The 18,155-nt window shown below is 68.5% G+C and carries 18 protein-coding genes; 8 read left to right on the top strand and 10 right to left on the bottom strand.

Going from position 1 to position 18,155, the window contains the following annotated elements:
• Positions 1-105 precede the first annotated feature (105 nt).
• From ACFY2X_RS07685 to ACFY2X_RS07650, 8 genes are read right to left on the bottom strand one after another with little or no spacing between them, the layout of a single operon-like run.
• Entirely contained in the window at positions 106-318 is a 213-nt protein-coding gene (locus ACFY2X_RS07685; RefSeq protein WP_389933902.1) for an MbtH family protein, read from the bottom strand.
• Between the two features lie 31 nt (positions 319-349).
• Positions 350-2,047 (bottom strand): phytoene desaturase family protein, encoded by a 1,698-nt coding sequence (locus ACFY2X_RS07680; RefSeq protein WP_389933899.1) that lies wholly within the window; start codon positions 2,045-2,047, stop codon positions 350-352.
• Positions 2,047-2,793, bottom strand: a complete 747-nt coding sequence (gene fabG / locus ACFY2X_RS07675; RefSeq protein WP_389933896.1) for a 3-oxoacyl-[acyl-carrier-protein] reductase — start codon at positions 2,791-2,793, stop codon at positions 2,047-2,049. The genes ACFY2X_RS07680 and fabG overlap by 1 nt, the downstream gene beginning before the upstream one ends.
• Positions 2,790-3,266 (bottom strand): 3-hydroxyacyl-ACP dehydratase FabZ family protein, encoded by a 477-nt coding sequence (locus ACFY2X_RS07670; protein WP_389933893.1) that lies wholly within the window; start codon positions 3,264-3,266, stop codon positions 2,790-2,792. The genes fabG and ACFY2X_RS07670 overlap by 4 nt, the downstream gene beginning before the upstream one ends.
• Positions 3,263-3,682, bottom strand: coding sequence for a 3-hydroxyacyl-ACP dehydratase FabZ family protein (locus ACFY2X_RS07665; protein ID WP_389933890.1), 420 nt, complete (start codon positions 3,680-3,682; stop codon positions 3,263-3,265). Before ACFY2X_RS07665 ends, ACFY2X_RS07670 begins: the two co-directional genes overlap by 4 nt.
• A 15-nt stretch (positions 3,683-3,697) precedes the next feature.
• Positions 3,698-4,771, bottom strand: coding sequence for a beta-ketoacyl synthase N-terminal-like domain-containing protein (locus ACFY2X_RS07660; protein ID WP_389933888.1), 1,074 nt, complete (start codon positions 4,769-4,771; stop codon positions 3,698-3,700).
• Between the two features lie 17 nt (positions 4,772-4,788).
• A complete protein-coding gene (locus ACFY2X_RS07655) occupies positions 4,789-6,069 on the bottom strand; it encodes a beta-ketoacyl-[acyl-carrier-protein] synthase family protein (RefSeq protein WP_389933886.1) in 1,281 nt (426 codons plus the stop codon).
• Between the two features lie 36 nt (positions 6,070-6,105).
• Positions 6,106-6,357 (bottom strand): acyl carrier protein, encoded by a 252-nt coding sequence (locus ACFY2X_RS07650; RefSeq protein ID WP_389933885.1) that lies wholly within the window; start codon positions 6,355-6,357, stop codon positions 6,106-6,108.
• A gap of 509 nt (positions 6,358-6,866) precedes the next feature.
• Between ACFY2X_RS07650 and ACFY2X_RS07645 the strand changes: the two genes are divergently transcribed.
• From ACFY2X_RS07645 to ACFY2X_RS07615, 7 genes are all read left to right on the top strand, one after another.
• The gene (locus ACFY2X_RS07645; RefSeq protein WP_389933884.1) at positions 6,867-7,844 is read left to right on the top strand and encodes an ATP-binding cassette domain-containing protein; all 978 of its coding nucleotides are present in this window, start codon (positions 6,867-6,869) and stop codon (positions 7,842-7,844) included.
• Positions 7,841-8,650 carry an ABC transporter permease gene (locus ACFY2X_RS07640; protein ID WP_389933881.1) on the top strand — a complete coding sequence of 270 codons (810 nt, stop codon included), beginning with the start codon at positions 7,841-7,843 and terminating at the stop codon, positions 8,648-8,650. Before ACFY2X_RS07645 ends, ACFY2X_RS07640 begins: the two co-directional genes overlap by 4 nt.
• Positions 8,651-9,063: 413 nt before the next feature.
• Positions 9,064-9,285: a hypothetical protein gene (locus ACFY2X_RS07635; RefSeq protein ID WP_389933878.1), complete on the top strand. Its 222-nt coding sequence runs from the start codon at positions 9,064-9,066 to the stop codon at positions 9,283-9,285.
• A 160-nt stretch (positions 9,286-9,445) separates the two neighbouring features.
• A complete protein-coding gene (locus ACFY2X_RS07630) occupies positions 9,446-9,982 on the top strand; it encodes a MauE/DoxX family redox-associated membrane protein (protein WP_389933875.1) in 537 nt (178 codons plus the stop codon).
• An 86-nt stretch (positions 9,983-10,068) separates the two neighbouring features.
• Positions 10,069-10,611 (top strand): TlpA family protein disulfide reductase, encoded by a 543-nt coding sequence (locus ACFY2X_RS07625; protein WP_389933872.1) that lies wholly within the window; start codon positions 10,069-10,071, stop codon positions 10,609-10,611.
• A complete protein-coding gene (locus tag ACFY2X_RS07620; protein ID WP_389933869.1) occupies positions 10,608-12,521 on the top strand; it encodes an ABC transporter ATP-binding protein in 1,914 nt (637 codons plus the stop codon). Before ACFY2X_RS07625 ends, ACFY2X_RS07620 begins: the two co-directional genes overlap by 4 nt.
• Complete coding sequence (locus ACFY2X_RS07615) at positions 12,509-12,979, top strand: S26 family signal peptidase (RefSeq protein ID WP_389933866.1); 471 nt, start codon at positions 12,509-12,511, stop codon at positions 12,977-12,979. The genes ACFY2X_RS07620 and ACFY2X_RS07615 overlap by 13 nt, the downstream gene beginning before the upstream one ends.
• A gap of 37 nt (positions 12,980-13,016) precedes the next feature.
• Here ACFY2X_RS07615 and ACFY2X_RS07610 read toward each other — a convergent pair whose 3' ends face one another.
• Together ACFY2X_RS07610 and ACFY2X_RS07605 are read right to left on the bottom strand one after the other, a co-directional pair.
• A complete protein-coding gene (locus ACFY2X_RS07610; RefSeq protein WP_389933863.1) occupies positions 13,017-14,474 on the bottom strand; it encodes a BTAD domain-containing putative transcriptional regulator in 1,458 nt (485 codons plus the stop codon).
• 877 nt (positions 14,475-15,351) lie between these two features.
• Positions 15,352-16,842 (bottom strand): alpha/beta hydrolase, encoded by a 1,491-nt coding sequence (locus ACFY2X_RS07605; protein ID WP_389933860.1) that lies wholly within the window; start codon positions 16,840-16,842, stop codon positions 15,352-15,354.
• Between the two features lie 193 nt (positions 16,843-17,035).
• On the opposite strand from ACFY2X_RS07605, the gene ACFY2X_RS07600 reads away from it, so the two are divergent.
• Positions 17,036-18,154, top strand: coding sequence for a C39 family peptidase (locus ACFY2X_RS07600; RefSeq protein ID WP_389933857.1), 1,119 nt, complete (start codon positions 17,036-17,038; stop codon positions 18,152-18,154).
• Position 18,155 lies beyond the last annotated feature (1 nt).

Raw genomic sequence — 18,155 nt, 5'->3', positions numbered from 1 at the left:
AGAACATCCACCTCGGAGGAGAGTTGACACGGCACGGAACGGGGACTGGCAGCTGACCGCCAGCCCCGTAAGGTCCGAGTGGGAAATCGTCGTGCTATAGGGGAATCAGCCGGCGTTCATGGCCTCGATGAGGCTCTTCGGCCGCATGTCGGTCCAGTTCTGTTCGACATAGTCGAGACAGGCCTGCCTGGTGTCCTCGCCATGCACCACTTCCCAGCCTGCCGGGATCTCGGCGAAGACGGGCCAGAGAGAGTGCTGGCCTTCATCGTTACGCAGCACGTAGTAGGACGCGTCCGGGTCTTCGAACGGATTGGTCACAGCTTCTCCTTAGTGATCGGGTGTTTTCGTGCTACGCGTGGATGCGGTCCGGTCCACGCCTTCCCGCTCGGGCCGCACCGCGCGACACGGCCAGCGGGTCCCAGTCGCCCGGGCGGTCCGGCAGCAGGGCCGGGTCACCGAGCACCGCCCCCGCGTGCGCCTCACCGAGCAGGCGGCGGCCGAGGATCTGCCCGGCACAGGTGATCCCGCCGAGGGACACACCGGTGATCCCACTGCCGTACCGGGTGTTCTGGCCCACGACGTACAGGCCCTCCACGCTGGTCCTGACGTCCGGTCGCGATCCCTTCGCACCCCACCTGGCCAGGCCGTACGGCGTGCCGCCGCTGGAGAGCGTGTACCGCTCCTGGCTCAGCGGAGTCGCGGTTTCCAGGTGGACGATGTGCTCACGCAACGGGCCCAGGATCCGCTCGGCCACGCTCAGCACGGCCTCGGTCAGCCGGGCCTTTCCCGCCTGGTACGAAGGATTCCGCCGGTAGGCGCCCCCGTCCGCGGGGCCGCTGTCGACACCCCACCTGTCGTAACCGGGCGGGCAGGTGGTCAGCAACTGAATGTTGGTGTGCCCGGGAGGACAGCTCCAGCGCGAGCCGGGATCCTTCGTCGAAGCCACCGAGACGAACAGGAACGGGACGTCGTCGACGTCACCGGTGGCCACCCGCCGGTAGGACTCCTCGATGTCCTCGTCCCGATACCACCACACGTTGGCGTTGGACCACTCGGGCAGCTCCCGGTCCAGCCCGATGTACACGGCGGGAAACGGACGGGCCATCTCCGCGTCCCTGGTCTTGGCCACCAGGCTCTTGTTGAAGTGCTCCGCGCCGGCCAGCTCCAGGATGGTTCGCCGGTAGTCCGCGTTGGACACCACCAGCGGCGCGGTGATCACGCTGTCGTCGGCGAGCGCGACGCCGGTGACCCTGCGGTCCTCGATGAGGATGCGCCGCACCCTGGCGCGCGTACGCAACTCACCGCCGTGCGCCTCGATCACCTCCACCATCGAGGCGACCGGCACCTGGCTGCCGCCGCGCGGGTAGTAGGCGCCGCGCATGAACTGATCGATCATGGACGAGTGGATGGTGACGGAGGCGTTCTCCGGCGCCAGCCCGTAGTTGGGGGTCTGCGCGGCGAGCACCGTTCTCGCCCGGGGCGACAGTCCGCAGTGATCGAACAGGTCGGTGAGACTCTTGCTTCCCCAGCGCAGCAACGTCTGCGCTCCCGCGGCGAGCGTGGCCGGGGAGAGATCCTCCGTGGCCAGCAGAATCGACCGCTGCTCCGAGCTGACCGCCACGAGAACGTCGATGAACGCGTCGATCCCGGCCTGTTCCTCCGGCAGTGCCTGCTTCAGCCGTTCCCGGTACGCGCTCCAGTCGGCCGGCACCTCGACGGTCAGACTGGGCAGGATGATGCGGTCGAATCCGTTCCGGTCCATCTGTTCGAAGCCCGCGCGGTCACCGATCCCAAGTCCGGACAGGATCGCGGACAGCACGCCGCCGGAGCCCGCGTCGCCCACGTAGTGCACGCCCACGTCGAACTCGTAGGATCGGCGGCGCCGGAAGACATGACTGTTGCCGCCGGCGATGTCTCCCTGTTCCAGCACCAGCACGCGCAGGCCGCCCACCGCCAGATAGGCGGCGCACACAAGACCGCCGAAGCCTGCACCGACGACGATCGCGTCCCACTCGCCGTTGTGCCCGTTACCCATGGTGGTTCCCATCAGACGGTGATCCCGCCGTCCACCTGGAGCACCGCGCCGGTGATGTAGGAGGCCCGGTCCGAAGCCAGGAAGGCGACGAGGTCGGCCACCTCCTCGGCGCGTCCCAACCGGTTGAGCGGGATCGCCCGCAGGGCACGCTCCCTGGTCTGGTCGCTCAGCGTGGAGATCATGTCGGTCTCGATGAAGCCCGGCGCGACCACGTTGACCCGAATGCCGTACCGGCCGGTTTCCTTGGCCAGCGCGCGGGAGAAGGCGATGATCCCCGCCTTCGACGCCGAGTAGGCGGTCTGCGTGGGGTTGCCGTAGATCCCGGAGACCGAGGAGAGGTTGATGACGCAGCCGGACTTGCGCTTCATCATGCCGAACGTGGCCGCCCGGCACACGTGGTACACCCCGTCGAGGTTGGTGTCCAGCACCTGGTGCCAGTCCTCATCGGACATCAGCACCAGCGGGTTGTCCCGGACGATCCCCGCCGCGGTCACCATGACGTCGATACCGCCCAGTTCCTGTTCGGTTCGCGACACCCACGCCCGCACCGCGCTCGCGTCGGCCACGTCGGCGCGCATCGCGAGCACCCGGACACCGGATTCGGCGGCCTCCTGCTCCACGGCGCGCGCCGCGGTCTCGTCGGACCGGTAGCAGAAGCTGACGTCGTACCCGTCGCGCGCCAGGCGCAGCACGACAGCTCGCCCGATCCCGCGCGAGCCGCCGCTGATCAGCGCCACCCGAGACGCATGCTCGGTCATTGCCTGTTTCCTTCCTGCACCCGGAGTTGCTCGGCGGGGCGGAGCAGCATCACCATCTGTCGCACGGTGACGACCGTGTCCTCCCCGACCACGCTCTCGCCCTCGACCATGACGGTGTCGCTCAACGCACGGAGGATCCGAACCCGGTGCTCCACCACGTCACCGAGCCGGGCCGGGCGGTGGAACTCGATCTCGGAGGCGGCGCCGAGCAGCATCAACCGGTTCCCCGGCACCTCGGCGTCGGAGGTGTCCAGGCCGACCAGGACGGCCGCCGCCTGCGCCCAAGACTCGACCAGCAGGGTCTGCGGGTAGACCGCCGAGTCCGCATCCGTGACCGGATCCCAGACCTCACTGCGGGCGATCGTGCTGAACGCGGTGATCCGCTCACCGGGAACGGCGTCGGCCACGCGGTCGACCAGCAACATCGGGGGACGGTGCGGTAGCAGCCGCTGGATCTCCTTCGAGGTGATCATGTGTCCGCCCCCGCCCGGTAGCGCAACCGGACCCTGGCCGCTTCCCCGCGTTCGGTCCGCGCCTCGGCCGCACACCGCCACATGTCGCCGTCGCCGCTCCACTTCAGTGCGATGGTCAGCTCGTCACCGGGATGGACCGAGCCGACGAATCTGGTGGACTCCATGGCCGACAGCAGCAGGCCCTCGGCACCGGCCGGTACGGTCGCCAGAGCACTGCGGTGCACACACTCGACGACGCACATGCCAGGAAAGATCGGAAACCCCGGGTAGTGACCGGCGAACACCGGTTCGCCGGCCGAGATGCCCACCGAAGTCGTCGCGCGCCAGGCCTTCCGATCGGCATCGGCCGTGACCGGGCTGATCACCCGCACATCGGCGAACACCGGGCCACTGGTCGTGGCGGCCATTCCAGCCATCCCCATTCCTCGCCCTCAGCCCGAAATGTCCAGCAGGCGCAGCACCGCGCAACCGACCGGACCGCTCCGGTCGACCGAAGTGATCACGGCGATCTGGTTCGCCGCGGCGGGATCCCGTTCCGCGGTGCTCAGCACCGAGGCGATCTGGAATGTGGCCGACGCCGCACCGGTGTCACCGAGCAGACCGGCGCAGGGAATCCAGGTCAGTTCCGGGTTGAGGTCCGCCAGGACCTCATGTTCGGGCCCCGTGTCCACCTCGCTCGTGCAGGCCGCCCACATCTCCTCCGGACGCACCTGGGCACGCCGTAGCGCGTCACGCACGCACGCGGCCAGAGCCGACACCGCGTCGCCTCCCAGAGCGACACGAGTCTGCACCGCGAGAATTTCAGCGAGTGGCCGTCCCAGTGCGGCGTGGCTGGACGGTTCGACCAGCAGCACCGCGCATCCCTCGCCGAGCGGGAAGGCGATACCCTCCTCGGCCCGGCTGTGGTGTTCCAGCCACGCCCGCGCGTTGGAGTACTCATCGACCCCGCCGCACAACACCCGTTGGGCGCGTCCCGAGAACAGCAACCGTCGCGTATAGCTGAGCGCGGACAGCCCGGCAGGACGGCAACCCGCGATGGTCGCGTTGGGCCCCTTGAGCTGATGCCAGATCGCGGACTGGCCCGCGGCGCAGTTCATCACCGCATTGGGCATCAGCGACGGGTCGACGAAGAACGGCTTCTCCCCGAGCATCGAGGTCCGGGTGAAGGACATCATGCTCTGTACGCTGCCCATGGTGCCGAGCACGAGCCCGATGTCCTCCCCGGTCCCGGCAGCCTCGGGTCCGCCGACGTCGTGAAGCAACTGCCCCACCGCGCTGACCGCGAGACCGGTCAGCCGGTCCATCGAGCGGGTTCCCTTCTTGCCCAGCACCTGCCTGAGGTCGAAGCCGGGCACCAGGCACGCCTGCTGGTCGGGCACCTGCCATTGCCGGTGGTCGACGGCAGCGGCCGTGTTCCGGCCCTCGAGCAGCCCGGCGCGGAAGACCTCACGGCCGATACCGAAGGGCGACACCGCCGACCACGCCGAGATCACCGGAGCTGTCATGGGGACGACAGTGCTGCTCACGCCGAACTCACTCCCGTCAGAACAGGTCGAACCTGCTCGTCGTACTTGCCGAGCACCACGATCGCGTTGTTACCACCGAACGCCAGCCCGTTGTTCTGCACGATCCGCAGGTCGGCCGCTACCGATTGGTTCGGCACACAGTCGATCTGGCAGTCCGGGTCGGTCTCCCGGTGGTTGATGGTGGGTGGGATGAATCCGTGCTCGATCGCCAGCGCGCAGGCGATCGCACCCAGTGCACTGGCTGCCCCCATGGTGTGGCCGAGCATGGACTTGAGCGAGATCGTCCTCGGCGGCTCGTCGCCGTACACCTCGCGAATGGCCCGGGTCTCGGTCACGTCGTTGGCCTTGGTGCCCGTACCGTGCGCGGAGATCAGGTCGACCTGGTCGGGGCTGACGCCGGCGTTGTCCAGAGCCAGCTGCATGCAGCGGGCGACGCTCGACTGGTTGGGCGCGACCTGGTGGTACGCATCGCAGTTCAGGCCGTAGCCCAGCACTTCGGCGTAGATGTGCGCACCCCGGGCCAGGGCCGAGTCGAGGGTTTCCAGCACCAATACCCCGGCGCCCTCACCGGTGAGGATTCCCTTGCGATCCTTGTCGAACGGGCGGCAGACGTCCGGGGCGATCGTGCCGAGGCGGTAGAAGCCGGTGAAGGTCTTGCGGCACATGGCGTCCGCGCCTCCGCACAGGGCGAAGTCCACCTCGCCCGAACTCACCGCGTCGAAGCCGTAGCCGATGGCGTAGTTCCCAGCGGAACACGCGGTCGCGATCGTGCTCGCTTCCACATCGGACAGTCCGAGTTCTTCCACGATCGCGGAGGAGAGTCGTCCTGCCGACGCGCGCCGCGCGATCACCGGGTCCATCTTCTCCGGACCCGCGTTGATCTCGGTCTCCACCAGGCGGTCCAGGTCGTGCGACTCGCCGTCGGTGGTACCGATCGAGATCATGCCGCGCTTGGCGCGTAACGACTCCTCGTCCAACCCGGCGTTCTCGACCGCCATTCGCGCCGCGGCGACCGAGAACTTGCCGGCCCGCCCCAGTTCCTCCATCGCCAGGTTGTGGATCCACAACTCGGGCTTGAAGTCGACCGCCTCGCAGCCGTTGGCGTACTCGAAGCCGTCGGTATCGAAGACGGTGATCGGACTGGCCCCGCTGCGGCCGGACCGCAGGCCCTCGGTGAACTCTGTGGCGCCGATCCCGATGCTGGAGACCACACCGAATCCGGTGAGCACCACCCGGTGTGGCCTGCTTGGGCGGCCGGTGGGCACAGCTGAAGACATTGGCTCCCCCGTTGAGTCGCGATAGCTCGAAGCCCGTCACCAACCAGCGGCTTCGGCCACGACCTCGTAGACACCCTTGAGGTGAGTCATCCGCATCAGGTTGTCCTGGGCGATCACCACGTTGAACTTCTTCTCCAGCGCGGCCAGGATCTCGATCGCGCGCATCGAGTCGGCACCGTGATCTTCGTTGAAGAGGCTGGTCTCGGTGATCTCATCCTCATCCAATTCAAGGATCTCAGAAATGAGTTCCTTCATTTCTTCCATGCGCTCATCGAGCAGTGAGGACATTTTCAACTCCGCCGGGATCTATTCGCTGCAGGAAATTTGACACGCAATATCACGCACCCATCTGGTGCGTAATATCCCCGCGCCGGAGCCAAAAGCTAGGTGATGCACGCCGACGGGGCAAACACCGGCGCCCAGCCCACACCCCGGCCACCGGGCGCACCCCCTGCCCTCCCCCCTACGCCTTCCCACCCCCTAGACACCCCGACTACAGGACATTTCAGGCGCAGGGGTCGTCACCAGGTCAACCAGCCAGAGGATTTCTCACGTTGAGACCCCGGGCCACCACCGATGGTCACTCATGTGATCGCCACCCCAGACTCTGACAGCGAGGCCCAGGGGATCCCCTGTCCGACGTCCAGGGTCTTGCGATCCCGCATTCCTCGGGTAACGTGCCGCAGCGCGGAGCCGTACCAAAAAATTCGCGAACAGGCGTTTCTCTGCCGCCGCGACCACAGCCGCGCACGTCTGTGTGTTCGCCGATCGCGTTTCCAGAAAATGAGGAGAACCCGATGTCGCACGCGATCCGGGCCGAGAGTTTGATGAAACGGTATGGCGGAACCGTCGCACTGGACGGGATCGATCTCGAGGTACCGGCGGGCAAGGTGGTCGGCGTGCTCGGCCCCAACGGGGCAGGCAAGACCACGACCGTTCGCATTCTCGCCACCCTGCTGCGCCCCGATTCCGGCCGCGCCACGGTCGGCGGCTACGACGTGGTCCGAGACCCGGTCCGGGTCCGCAGCCTGATCGGACTCACCGGACAGTACGCTTCGGTGGACGACGATCTCTCCGGTGCCGAGAACCTGGTGCTCATCGGCAGGCTCCTGGACCTGTCGAGGGCGGAGGCGAAGGCACGCGCCGCCGAGTTGCTGGAGCAGTTCGGGCTGGTCGAGGCCGCGACCAGGTCCATCAAGACCTACTCCGGCGGTATGCGGCGGCGCCTGGACCTCGCCGCGAGCCTGGTCGGCCGGCCACGGGTGCTCTACCTGGACGAGCCGACGACCGGGCTCGATCCGCATGCCCGCAAGGAGATGTGGCAGGTGATCCGGCGGCTGGTGGCCGAGGGGGCCACGGTGCTGCTGACCACGCAGTACTTGGAGGAGGCCGACCAACTCGCGGACCGGATCACCGTGATCGACCACGGCCGGGTGGTCGCGGACGGCAGGCCGGACGAGCTGAAGCGGCGCGTCGCCGGACAGACCCTCCAGGTACGGCCGACCTCGTTCGCCGACCTGGACGCGGTGAGCGGGATTCTCACCGAACTCACCGGGACGACACCGGCACGCGACGACGACACCGGGCTGCTCACCACACCGGTCACCGATTCGGTACTGCTTTCCACATTGGTCAGAAGACTGAACGACGCGGACATCACCGCGGATGAGCTGGCGCTGCGCCTGCCGAGCCTGGACGAGGTTTTCATCGCGCTGACCGGAAAGCGCTCCGAGAACGACGCGGAAGACACAGCGCGGAAAGGCATCCTGGCATGACCATGATCACCCTCGACGGAGACACTCCCCCGCGTCGTATCAGCCCTGTCAAGGCGATGCGGCACGGGCTTTCCCTGTCCTGGCGGGGAATCCTCAAACTCCGCAAGAACCCGGAACAGTTGGTCGACGTCACGGTTATGCCGATCATGTTCCTGGTCATGTTCGTCTACCTCTTCGGTGGCGCGATCTCCGGCAGTGTCGACGCGTACCTGCAGATGGTCGTGCCCGGCCTCGTGGTGCAGAACGTCATGATGGCCAGCATGACGGCCGGGGTTTCGATGAACACCGACGTGAACAAGGGCGTGTTCGACCGATTCCGCAGCATGCCGATCGCCCGGTCGGCGCCCCTGGTGGGCGCGGTTCTCTCGGACGTGATCCGCTACATCGTCGGCTTGGTCGTGCTCGTCGCCGCCGGGATGATCATGGGCTTCCGGCTGCACACCGATCCGATCTCGATGATTGCCGCGATCGTGCTGACCGTCGTGTGCGGCCTGTGCTTCTGCTGGATCGCCGTGTTCGTCGGCATGCTGGTGACGAACACCGGTGCCGTTCAAGGCCTGATGATGGCCCTCACCATGCCACTGACCTTTGGCAGCAACGTGTACGTCATGTCGGACACCATGCCCGGCTGGCTGCGTACCTGGTCGGAGATCAGCCCGGTCAGTCTGATGGCGGACGTGATGCGCGGGTTGCTGACCGGCGGCGAGGTCGCCGGCCCGCTGCTCGGCGCCGTCGTGTGGATGGTGGGCATCGTCGCGGTGTTCTTCCCCCTCGCCATGAGTGCCTACCGACGGCGGCTGGGTTAGGGATCCTTGGTCGCTGACACGTGAATCATCCTCAGCCATGCAGACGGCAGCGAACCCTGGCCGGTGATCGCCGGTCAGGGTTTCTCCGGGATCGGGTCACGCTGCGGCTACCGGGGCTTCGTCACTTACTTGCTTCGACGCGTCTTCGACGGTTCGCTCGCGCTCGCCTTCCCGGTCCCCACCGGAGCCGGACTGCCGGTTCCTCGCCGTCCCCATGGCCGTCCCCATGGCCGTCGCCATCACCGCCCTCGCGGCGCTCGCGGCCCCCGCTCCCACCGGAGCGGCGATCTCCCGCAAGATCCACGTAAGACTTCCCGAAAGATCGACATAAGAAACGCCGACTAGGTTCCTCTTCGTAAGCGCCACGTCATAGGACTGGCGACCTCACTGCTTTCCCGAATAGGAGGCGTTGAATGAGGCTTGGAAAGATTTTCGACTCGGTCGGCGACCGGATGCTGGGCCAGCTCCTTCCGCAGGACACGGCGGCCGCGGACGACTGCACCTACGAGCAGAAGTGCTCCTTCAGTTTGCTGAGCTGCATGCGGACGGCGTACCGCAACAAGTACGAGCGCGTGGTGTGCGCCGGTAACTCCGGGCCGAGCTACGGCGACTGGGAGAAGATCGGCTGCTGCTAGTCCCTAGCAGCGGTGTAGAAATTCCTTAAAGACACGGCCGCATATCAGAAATCGGAAATTCGCCCCTTTCCGATTCAACCGCACACCCCAGGCGCGCGGTTGGTATGCGGCCGTGTCGACATTCGCGGGCACCATTCCGGGCTGCCGGCAGGTGCGGTTAATGGAGGATACGGCGATGCCCTACGTGGCGCTGGCACTACGGCTCACGCTCGCGGGTGTTTTTCTCGTGTCCGCTCTCATGAAGGCACGATCCATCGGCGACACCGTCGCGATGTGGACGGCCTTGTTGAAAAGCGTGCGGTTGACCGGCGGGGGCCTGGCCCGAGCGGCGTCGTGGACGTTGATCGGCGTCGAGGCCGTCACCGGCGTCGCGCTTCTCGCCGGTGGCGCGCTGAGCACACCGGCGCTGGTGGCGGCCATGGTGCTGTTATCGATTTTCAGCGCCCTGGCCATGGTCGCGGCGCGCGCCAAGCTGAATGTGGCCTGTGCCTGTTTCGGCCGTGCGGCCGCCCCGCTGGGCCGGCGTCACGTGTGGCGAAATCTTGTTCTCCTGGGTATCGCGGTGGCCGGGGTGGCGGTTCAGGTGGATGTCCCGCTGGAGGCCGGTGGCATCGCCGTCGCCGCGGGCGCGGCAGTCGTGATCACCTCGCTGACCGCCTTCTACGACGACATCGTCGACCTGGTCGGCGGCGCATGAACCGACCCGGCACCGAACGGCCCTGACACCGGCCCCCTGGAACCGCCCCGGCACCGGTCCCCCTTGGAAACGGAGTAATCACCCTCATGTCGCTTCTCGTCGCCGCCGTCGTGCTGATCGGCGGGATCTCCATAGTGAACCTGCTGCTGACACTGGCGGTGATCCGCAGGCTGCGCGACCCGGCCGCCACGGGGGCGGGCCGGGCCGCGCCGCCGGACCTGCCGGAGCTTCCCGCGGGAAGCCCGGTGCCGGCCTTCCAGGGCCAGACGGTCTCCGGCCAGACCGTCTCCGCCCAGACCACGGCCGGATCGGCGGCGGTGTTCGCCTTCTTCGACACGGGCTGCTCGTCATGCAAACCGGCCGTGCCGAAACTGGTCAACTTCGCCAAAAAGCACGCGCTGCCGGCCGGCCAGGTCATCGCGGTGGTGGGCGACAACGATGGCAACGCGGCCGAATACATCGACGCACTGGGTGACACCGCCACGGTGATCGTCGAGGAGACCATGGGGAACATGGCCCGCGCGTTCTCGCTCGACAGCTTCCCCGCCTTTGTGATCGCCGACGCCGACGGAGTGATCGTGCGCTCCGGGCACGGCGGGACAACGCTCGCGGCCGGACTCCCGGCATGACCGACCCGCAGGACCCCACCGCCGTGCGCCCGGGCCCGCGTGAGCTGGCGGGCCGGGCCGCGCACGCCCTGGGATTGGCTTGGCGGGCCGGCCCGGTGGAGGCCACCCTGTACCTGGTGATGATCGTGGCCCAGGGCATGCTGCCGGCCGGGGTGGCGTTGCTGACCAAGTGGCTCATCGATGACATCCAGTTCGGCGGGCGGGCGGCCGGGGCTGACTCGGCGATCTCACCGACGTACCTGGCGCTCGGTATCGGTGCGCTCGGCGTGGTCGGTGCCCTGCTGCCGTACGGGGCGGAGTACGTCAAATCGCGGCTCCAGCGCAGGGTGGCCCTGCTGGTGCAGGACAGGCTCTACTCCGCCGTCAACCGGCTGGCCGGACTTGCCCGCTTCGAAAACCCCGCCTTCCTGGACCGGCTCCGGCTCGCCCAGCAGGCCGCGACCTCGGCGCCCGAGCAGGTGAACGGCTCCCTGTTCGGAATGATCCAAAGCACCTTGATGGTGGGCAGCCTGCTGGGCGTGCTGCTGGTCATCAGCCCTGCCGTCACCCTGATCACCATCGTGGCCGCGCTCCCCGCGCTGTTCGTCCAGCTGGCGATCAGCCGCCAGCAGGCCGACATGATGTGGCGGATGAGTCCCCGGACCAGACGGCGGATGTTCTATCAGGCGCTGATGCTGGACCTGACCGCGATCAAGGAGACCCGGCTGTTCGGCTCCGGCGGATTCCTGCTGGGCCGCATGCGCGAGGAAACCCAGAAGATCAACCGGGCCGAGGAGCGGCTGGACCGCAAGGTCCTTGCCGGGCAGGGGCCGCTGGCGGTGCTGGGCGCGGCCGTGGCGGCCGGCGGTCTGATCTGGATGATCGACGTCACGGCGCGCGGCGGGTTCAGCATCGGCGACGTCTCGGCGTTCATCGCCGCGGTCGCGGGCATCCAGGCCGCGCTGGGCGGCGTCGTGTCCAATGTGACCGAGGGCTACCACGCGCTGCTGATGTTCGGCCACTACCGCGACATCACCCGCGAACAACCTGACCTTCCCGTTCCCGTGAACCCTCGCAGCCTGCCCGCGCTGAGCGGCGCGATCCGGCTGGAGGACGTCTGGTTCCGCTACACCGACGACGGCCCCTGGGTGCTGCGCGGCGTCACCGTGACCATCCCGTTCGGGAGGTCGCTGGCGCTCGTCGGTCTCAACGGCGCGGGCAAGAGCACCCTGGTCAAGCTGCTGTGCCGGATGTACGACCCGACCAAGGGCAGCATCCGCTGGGACGGCGTGGACATCCGCGAGGTCGAGATCACCCAGTTGCGCCGCCGCATCAGCGCGGTCTTCCAGGACTACATGTCCTATGACCTGACCGCCGCCGAGAACATCGGCATCGGCGACCCCGAGCACCTGAACGACTCCGAGCTGATCCACACGGCCGCGCATCGGGCCGGCGCCCACGACCTCGTCACCCGGCTGCCTCGCGGGTACGCCACCATGCTGTCGCGCATCTTCGTCTCCGACGACGACGATCCGGAGCGGGGCACCACCCTGTCCGGCGGGCAGTGGCAGCGGATCGCCCTGGCCCGCGCGCTGATGCGCACCGACCGGGAGCTGCTCATCCTGGACGAGCCGAGCGCCGGGCTGGACGCCGCCGCCGAGCAGGCCGTGCACGACCGGCTGCGTGAGCATCAGGGCGGCGCGACCAGCCTCCTCATCTCGCATCGCCTGGGCGTGGTGCGCCGGGCCGACCGGATCGTGGTGCTCCAGGACGGCCAGATCACCGAAGAAGGCAGCCATGACGAGCTGATGGCCGCCGGAGGGGAGTACGCCCGGCTGTTCACCATCCAGGCGTCGAACTACGTGGACGACCCGGCTCAGCCGCAGGGCCCGCTCCCGTCGCCCGCGGAGAGGGAAACATGTCCCGGTTGATCACGTCGGGCGCGCTGACCGTCCTGACCGTCGCCGCGGCGCGGTGGATCCGGCGCACCTTCGTGGTGATCACCGTCAGCGGGCGGAGCATGACCCCCACGCTGAACCCGGGCGATCGGGTGCTGATCCGGCGCGGCACCCGCACCCTCCGCAGGGGCAGCATCGTGGTGGTCACCCGCCCGGCCAGGGCGGCGGGCTGGCGAGACAGCCCGCCCGCCGCCCGCGCCCCGAAGGGGACGCGCTGGTACATCAAACGCGCGGTGGCCCTGGCGGGCGATCCCTATCCGCCGGGGGCGGGCCGCACGGGCGTGGTCCCCGACGGCCACATCCTGGTCATCGGGGACGGTCCGCTGAGTACCGATTCCAAGCAGCACGGCCCGTGTCCCCGCGACCAGGTCCTGGGGGTCGTGGTACACCGTTTCCAGCGACCCGGCACCCCCACCCCGTCCACCGGCTAGATCGATCGGTCATGCCGGCGGAGCCGATTCGCCAGGTCTACGACGTTTTCCGGAGCGGCACCTCGGAGCACAGCGCGTCGGCATACTCCTGCATGAGCCCCGCCATCTGTTCGAGATAGTCGGTCAGCAGGGCCAGTTCGGCATCCGAGTATTGGCCGTTCAGCTTGTCGAGCCGCTCCCTGAGTGACTGGAAGACCTGTTTCGCCTCGGCCGACGGCAGCGGGACGACCACGACCTTACATCCGCCCCGGACGGCGGGCTGGCGGCGCGCGAGGCCCGCCCGTTCCAGCCGGTCGACCATCTCGGCGACCAGGGCGGCGGTCAGCCCGGTGAGGCGGGCGAGCCGGGCGATGTGGATCGGCCCGGTCTGGTGCAGGAGGTCGACGCACTGCTGATCGACCGGCTGCAGCCCGAGCCGGGCGGCCGCCTCGTACGACAGCCTCGTCATGGCGAGGCCGAGTGCCCGGTTCTGCGTCGTCAGCTGCCCGGCCGCATCGCCGGCGACGCCATCGATCGCACGGGGCGCCGACCGCTCGGCCGCGCCGCTGACGACGCCGTCGAGCACGTGGGTCGCCAGCCGCCTGGTCACACCGCCGACGCCGTCAAGCACCCGGCCGGACACTTTGTGTATCTTCCTGCGACCGGTGTCATCGTTCGCGTTCACGGACGGTGGCACCGGAACAAACGGGGCAAACTGAATCGCCCCTCCCGCAGGCGGCCGGGCCCGCTCGATCGCGTCTTCCGTGTTCGCCAGTTCAGGGTCCTGGCGAAGGATCCGCTGATGCAGTTCGCGAAGCCGTTCACCGGGCTCGTTACCGAGCTCTTCGCGCAAGCGGTTGCGCGTGTCCGCGTAGCGGGCCAACGCCTCGGTCACCCTGCCGCACCGATACAAGGCGAGCATGAGGGGCGCGATCAGATTCTCCGCCAGGGGATATTGCTCCACGATGCACTCAAGGCCGACGGCGACCTCCGCGTGCCGTCCCAGCACCAGTTCGCAGTCGCTGAGGTCCGCCAGTACGGCGATGTGCTCGTCATGCAGCTTGCGTCTGGTCCGGGCCGCCCAGGATCCTTCGATACCGGCCAGCGCGGGGCCGTGCCACAGCTCGGCCGCCTCGCGCCAGCGCCGGGCCGCCAAGGCCATGTCTCCCGTCTCACGTGCCTCGCGCGCCTGTCCGGCCAGGGCCCGCACGTGGAACACGTCGACCTGATCGGCTGCGATCTCCAGCCTGTATCCGCCCATGCTGACACGCCGCAACTCGACCGCCTCGTGTGCGCCCAGCAGGCGCCGCAGCCGGGTGATGTGCCCGTAGATGACGTTTCGCTTCTCGACGGGAGCATCGCCTCCCCAGATCCGATGCGCCAGCGTGTCGATGCTGAGCGTCGTTCTCGGCGCCAGGGCGAGACTGGCCAGGACGCACGCCTGTTTGGGCGGGCCACTGCGTCGCCAACCGTCCGTTTCGGCTATCTCCACCGGCCCGAGCAGTTTGACCAACATGGATGAGATCTCCTGTGTCTGCGAAAGACCGACACCTCAGGTCTCCCGGCCTCGGCCTTTCGTGATCTCCATGATCGGCTGAGGCGTCCGGCCGGGGTCGATTCGGCGGTCTGGTCCACATGGTGGTTCGACGTCACGCGGGCGGGCAGGTGCCACGGCCCGTTGTCATGCCATCTGGTTGCCGCGACGGATCAGGGCCCATCGGTTTCGCAGGGGTCGCACCCCGAAGCTGTCCCGGATCCCGTACACCACGAACCGGTGACGCGGAAGGGATCAGACAACGAAGATCAAATTTCCGGACGCGGCGCCGCGAACGGCGCCCTTACCGAGCCGGTACCCGCTGTCGAAACGCGGGCCAAGTCCACCGGCTAAGCCGCGGGTGGCTTCGCCGTACGGGCTCGCGCCCCGTCCCGTGCCGGTGACGCGAGCGGACGCGGGCGCGGCGACGCCTCCCGGCCCATGGCGGCGGTCACAAGAACTGCCGGGATCGTCTTCCTCATCATGTGCTGCATCGGCTCCCCCTGATGTCGATCCGATACCTCCGAACGCCGATGGGCGGGAGATCAGATCCACCCGTCTGCTCCCCCGGCACCGCGCCGTCAGATCAGAATGACCTGACGATCTTCCCTATGCAAGATCACTATGGGTCATCGCCCCTCACACCGGTGTGAGGGGACTCCGCTCACAACCGGTTCACCATGAGACTTGCGGCAAGACCCCCCGAAAGGCCTCTGAATCCGCCCGGCGGCAACCGGAAACGAAGGCCCCGGATTCTTGTTCTGCAAGATCCGGGCCCTTCGTCTCCGGCGGCTCGTCAGGGCGCATGCCCCGGACCGGTCCCGCGGCCCTCACCGTGACCGCTGCAGGCCTTGCCAGGTCACCGAGCCGCGCAGGTGCTGCCCTTTTTCGGGGTCTTTCCGTTGAGCAGGTAGCCGTTCACCAGGTCGGCGACGCAGCGGTTGCCGCTGAAGTAGGCGCCGTGGCCCTCGCCCTCGTAGGTGACCAGCACGCCGGTCTTCAGCTGCGCGGTCAGCTTGGGGGCCCACTTGTACGGCGTGGCCGGGTCGCCCTTGGTGCCGATCACCACGATCGGCGCGGAACCGGTCGCGTCGACCTTCTTGGCCTTGTCGCTCCCGGCGACCGGCCACATCCGGCAGATCGAGCCCAGGCCGGGGCCGCCGAACAGCTTGGAGACCTTCCTGGCCGCCTTCTCCGTCCTGGCCACCGCCGCGGCCCCCGGGCGCTCGGCGTTGTCCACGCAGCTGATCGCCGGGAAGCTGCTCATGAGCGTCGAGTAGCCGCCGTCGGGCTTGCGGCCGGTGTAGAGGTCGGCCAGCGCCAGCAGGCCGTTCCCGTCGCCCTTGAGTCCCGCCGCCACGGTCTGCTCCAGCATCGGCCAGGCCAGGGGCGAGTAGAGCGCCGCGCTGACGCCGATGGTGGCCAGGCCCTGAGTGAGCTTGCGCCCGCCCACGGTGAGCGGCTTGGCCCGCAGGCGCTTCAGCAGGCCCTCGACGCTCCGGTTCGCGGCGGTGACGTTGGATCCGAGGTCGCAGCCCTGTTTGACACAGTCGGCCAGGAACGACTCGTAGGCCTGCTGGAACCCGGCCGCCTGGGCCAGCGTGCGCTGCTCGAAGGTGACGGTGGGGTCCAGCGGAGCGTCCAGGACGAACCGGCCCACCTTCTCGGGGTATTCCGTGGCATAGACCGCGCCGAGGTGCGTGCCGTACGACATGCCGACGTAGTTGAGCCGCGGGTCGCCCAGCGCCTCGCGGATCCGGTCCAGGTCGTGGGCGGAGTCGACCGTGCCGACGTGCGGGAGGATCTTGCCGGAGGTCTTCGCGCAGGCCGCGGCGAAGGCTCGGACGGCCTTCTCCATCTTCGCCCGTCCGGCGGCCCCCTCGGACATGGTGTTCAAGGAGAAGTAGCGCTCCATGTCCGCGGCGGTGCCGCAGACGACGGGGGAACTGCGCTCGACCCCGCGCGGGTCGAAGCTGACCAGGTCGTAGCGGGCGCCCACGGTGCTCAGGGCCTTGGCGACCTGGGCCAGGCTGTCCACACCAGAGGCGCCGGGGCCGCCGAAGTTGAAGACCAGCGAGCCGATCCGGGCACCGGTGGCCTTGATCCGGATCAGCGCGATGTCGACGGTCTCGCCGTCCGGCTCGTCGTAGTCGAGCGGCACCGCCAGCTTGCCGCACTCCAGCTTGGGGTCGGGGGCGGCCGCCCGGCCGTCGGGCCCGGTCAGGCCGGTGCAGGAGGACCAGGCGACATCGCCCGAGGCGGCCGTCGCGGCGGTCGCGGCGGTCGCGCCGCCTCCGCCGAGGGCCACAAGAGTGGTGCACACGAGCGCCGTCGTCAGGATTCTTCTCATGCCCTCCAGCGTGATCATTTCACTCGCGGCCGTGTAGTGCCATCGGGCATCGATCCGGGGTGACAGCCGGTATCCGGCCGAGGTGATAAATGTCAGATCCGGCCGCGCGGCGAGCGCCCCCGCGACCCTTCCGGGCTGCGGATACGTAAACCTTCCGATGCGCCGCACCAGGTGTGAAACCACAATCAGGCAGGTGGTCACCCTGTTGCCTGCCGATCTGAGCCGCGTCGTCCTCCACCGGTGGGCGAGCGTGGACCCGCGCGAGAGCGGACTGGCCGACTATCGCGATCCGTTCGGCGGCGCCGCCAGGCCCTGGCAGTACACACGCTGGACAAGCGAGGAGAAGCCCGTCGGGTTCCCCGCGACCGAGCTGGTGCCGTCATGGACGGCGAGCACCCCGCCGGGGTCCTGGCTGGAGGTCGAGCTCCAGGCCCGCACCGTCTCGGGCGCCCTGACGAAGTGGTACGTGATGGGCCGCTGGGCCGAAAGCGACAGCGACATCCATCGCACCTCACTGCCCGGCCAGGGCGACGACGACGGTGACGTCGCCGTGGACACCTACGTGGCCACCAGCCCGGTCGTCGCCTACCGGCTCAGGTTCACACTGTACGGCTCGGGCGCGAAGGTCCACCGGGCCGGGGTGATGGCCTCGGCGGTGCCCGCCAGGACGGCGGTGCCGGTGAGCCCGCCCGGAGAAGGCGGGGAGATCGAGCTGGACGTGCCCCGCCGGTCGCAGAAGCTCCACTCGGGGCACTTCCCCCAGTGGGACGGCGGCGGGGAGAACTGGTGCAGCCCGGCCTCGATGAGCATGGTGCTCGCCTACTGGCGGCGCGGCCCGGAACGGGAGGACCTGTCCTGGATCTCGCCGGACGACCCGTGCCCCGCCGTGGACCACGCCGCCCGGGACATGTACGACCACAGCTACCAGGGCACCGGAAACTGGCCGTTCGGCCTCGCCTACGCCGGCCGGTACGGCCTGACCGGGTTCGTCACCCGCCTGCGCTCGCTCACCGAGCTGGAACGGTTCATCCGCGCCGGAATCCCGGTGATCACCTCCCAGTCGTTCCGGGAGCACGAGCTGCCCGGGGCCGGATACTCCACCGGCGGTCACATCATGGTCGTCGTCGGTTTCACCGCCAACGGTGACGTCATCGCCAACGACCCCGCCGCGCCGGACGACCGCGCGGTGCGGCGGGTCTACCCGCGGGCCGCGTTCGAGAACGTCTGGCTCCGCGGTTCCGGCAGTGGCGGGATCGTGCACGTCGTCCACCCGCCCGACACTCCCCTGCCCGCCTCCGACGGCAATTGGTGAT

The sequence above is a fragment of the Streptosporangium sp. NPDC000396 genome, from assembly GCF_042898655.1.
Classification (GTDB): Bacteria; Actinomycetota; Actinomycetes; order Streptosporangiales; family Streptosporangiaceae; genus Streptosporangium.
The sequence above is the reverse complement of the archived record's forward strand: the minus strand, read 5'-3'. Positions and strand labels throughout refer to the sequence as shown.

Bases quoted from the DNA above. Each gene is read 5' to 3' on its own strand.
- fabG (WP_389933896.1), bottom strand. From the start codon at position 2,793: ATGACCGAGCATGCGTCTCGGGTGGCGCTGATCAGCGGCGGCTCGCGC.
- ACFY2X_RS07670 (WP_389933893.1), bottom strand. From the start codon at position 3,266: ATGATCACCTCGAAGGAGATCCAGCGGCTGCTACCGCACCGTCCCCCG.
- ACFY2X_RS07620 (WP_389933869.1), top strand. From the start codon at position 10,608: ATGACCGACCCGCAGGACCCCACCGCCGTGCGCCCGGGCCCGCGTGAG.
- ACFY2X_RS07630 (WP_389933875.1), top strand. From the start codon at position 9,446: ATGGAGGATACGGCGATGCCCTACGTGGCGCTGGCACTACGGCTCACG.
- ACFY2X_RS07660 (WP_389933888.1), bottom strand. From the start codon at position 4,771: ATGACAGCTCCGGTGATCTCGGCGTGGTCGGCGGTGTCGCCCTTCGGT.
- ACFY2X_RS07625 (WP_389933872.1), top strand. From the start codon at position 10,069: ATGTCGCTTCTCGTCGCCGCCGTCGTGCTGATCGGCGGGATCTCCATA.
- ACFY2X_RS07605 (WP_389933860.1), bottom strand. From the start codon at position 16,842: ATGAGAAGAATCCTGACGACGGCGCTCGTGTGCACCACTCTTGTGGCC.
- ACFY2X_RS07635 (WP_389933878.1), top strand. From the start codon at position 9,064: ATGAGGCTTGGAAAGATTTTCGACTCGGTCGGCGACCGGATGCTGGGC.
- ACFY2X_RS07655 (WP_389933886.1), bottom strand. From the start codon at position 6,069: ATGTCTTCAGCTGTGCCCACCGGCCGCCCAAGCAGGCCACACCGGGTG.
- ACFY2X_RS07665 (WP_389933890.1), bottom strand. From the start codon at position 3,682: ATGGCTGGAATGGCCGCCACGACCAGTGGCCCGGTGTTCGCCGATGTG.
- ACFY2X_RS07640 (WP_389933881.1), top strand. From the start codon at position 7,841: ATGACCATGATCACCCTCGACGGAGACACTCCCCCGCGTCGTATCAGC.
- ACFY2X_RS07680 (WP_389933899.1), bottom strand. From the start codon at position 2,047: ATGGGAACCACCATGGGTAACGGGCACAACGGCGAGTGGGACGCGATC.
- ACFY2X_RS07650 (WP_389933885.1), bottom strand. From the start codon at position 6,357: ATGTCCTCACTGCTCGATGAGCGCATGGAAGAAATGAAGGAACTCATT.
- ACFY2X_RS07645 (WP_389933884.1), top strand. From the start codon at position 6,867: ATGTCGCACGCGATCCGGGCCGAGAGTTTGATGAAACGGTATGGCGGA.
- ACFY2X_RS07610 (WP_389933863.1), bottom strand. From the start codon at position 14,474: ATGTTGGTCAAACTGCTCGGGCCGGTGGAGATAGCCGAAACGGACGGT.
- ACFY2X_RS07615 (WP_389933866.1), top strand. From the start codon at position 12,509: ATGTCCCGGTTGATCACGTCGGGCGCGCTGACCGTCCTGACCGTCGCC.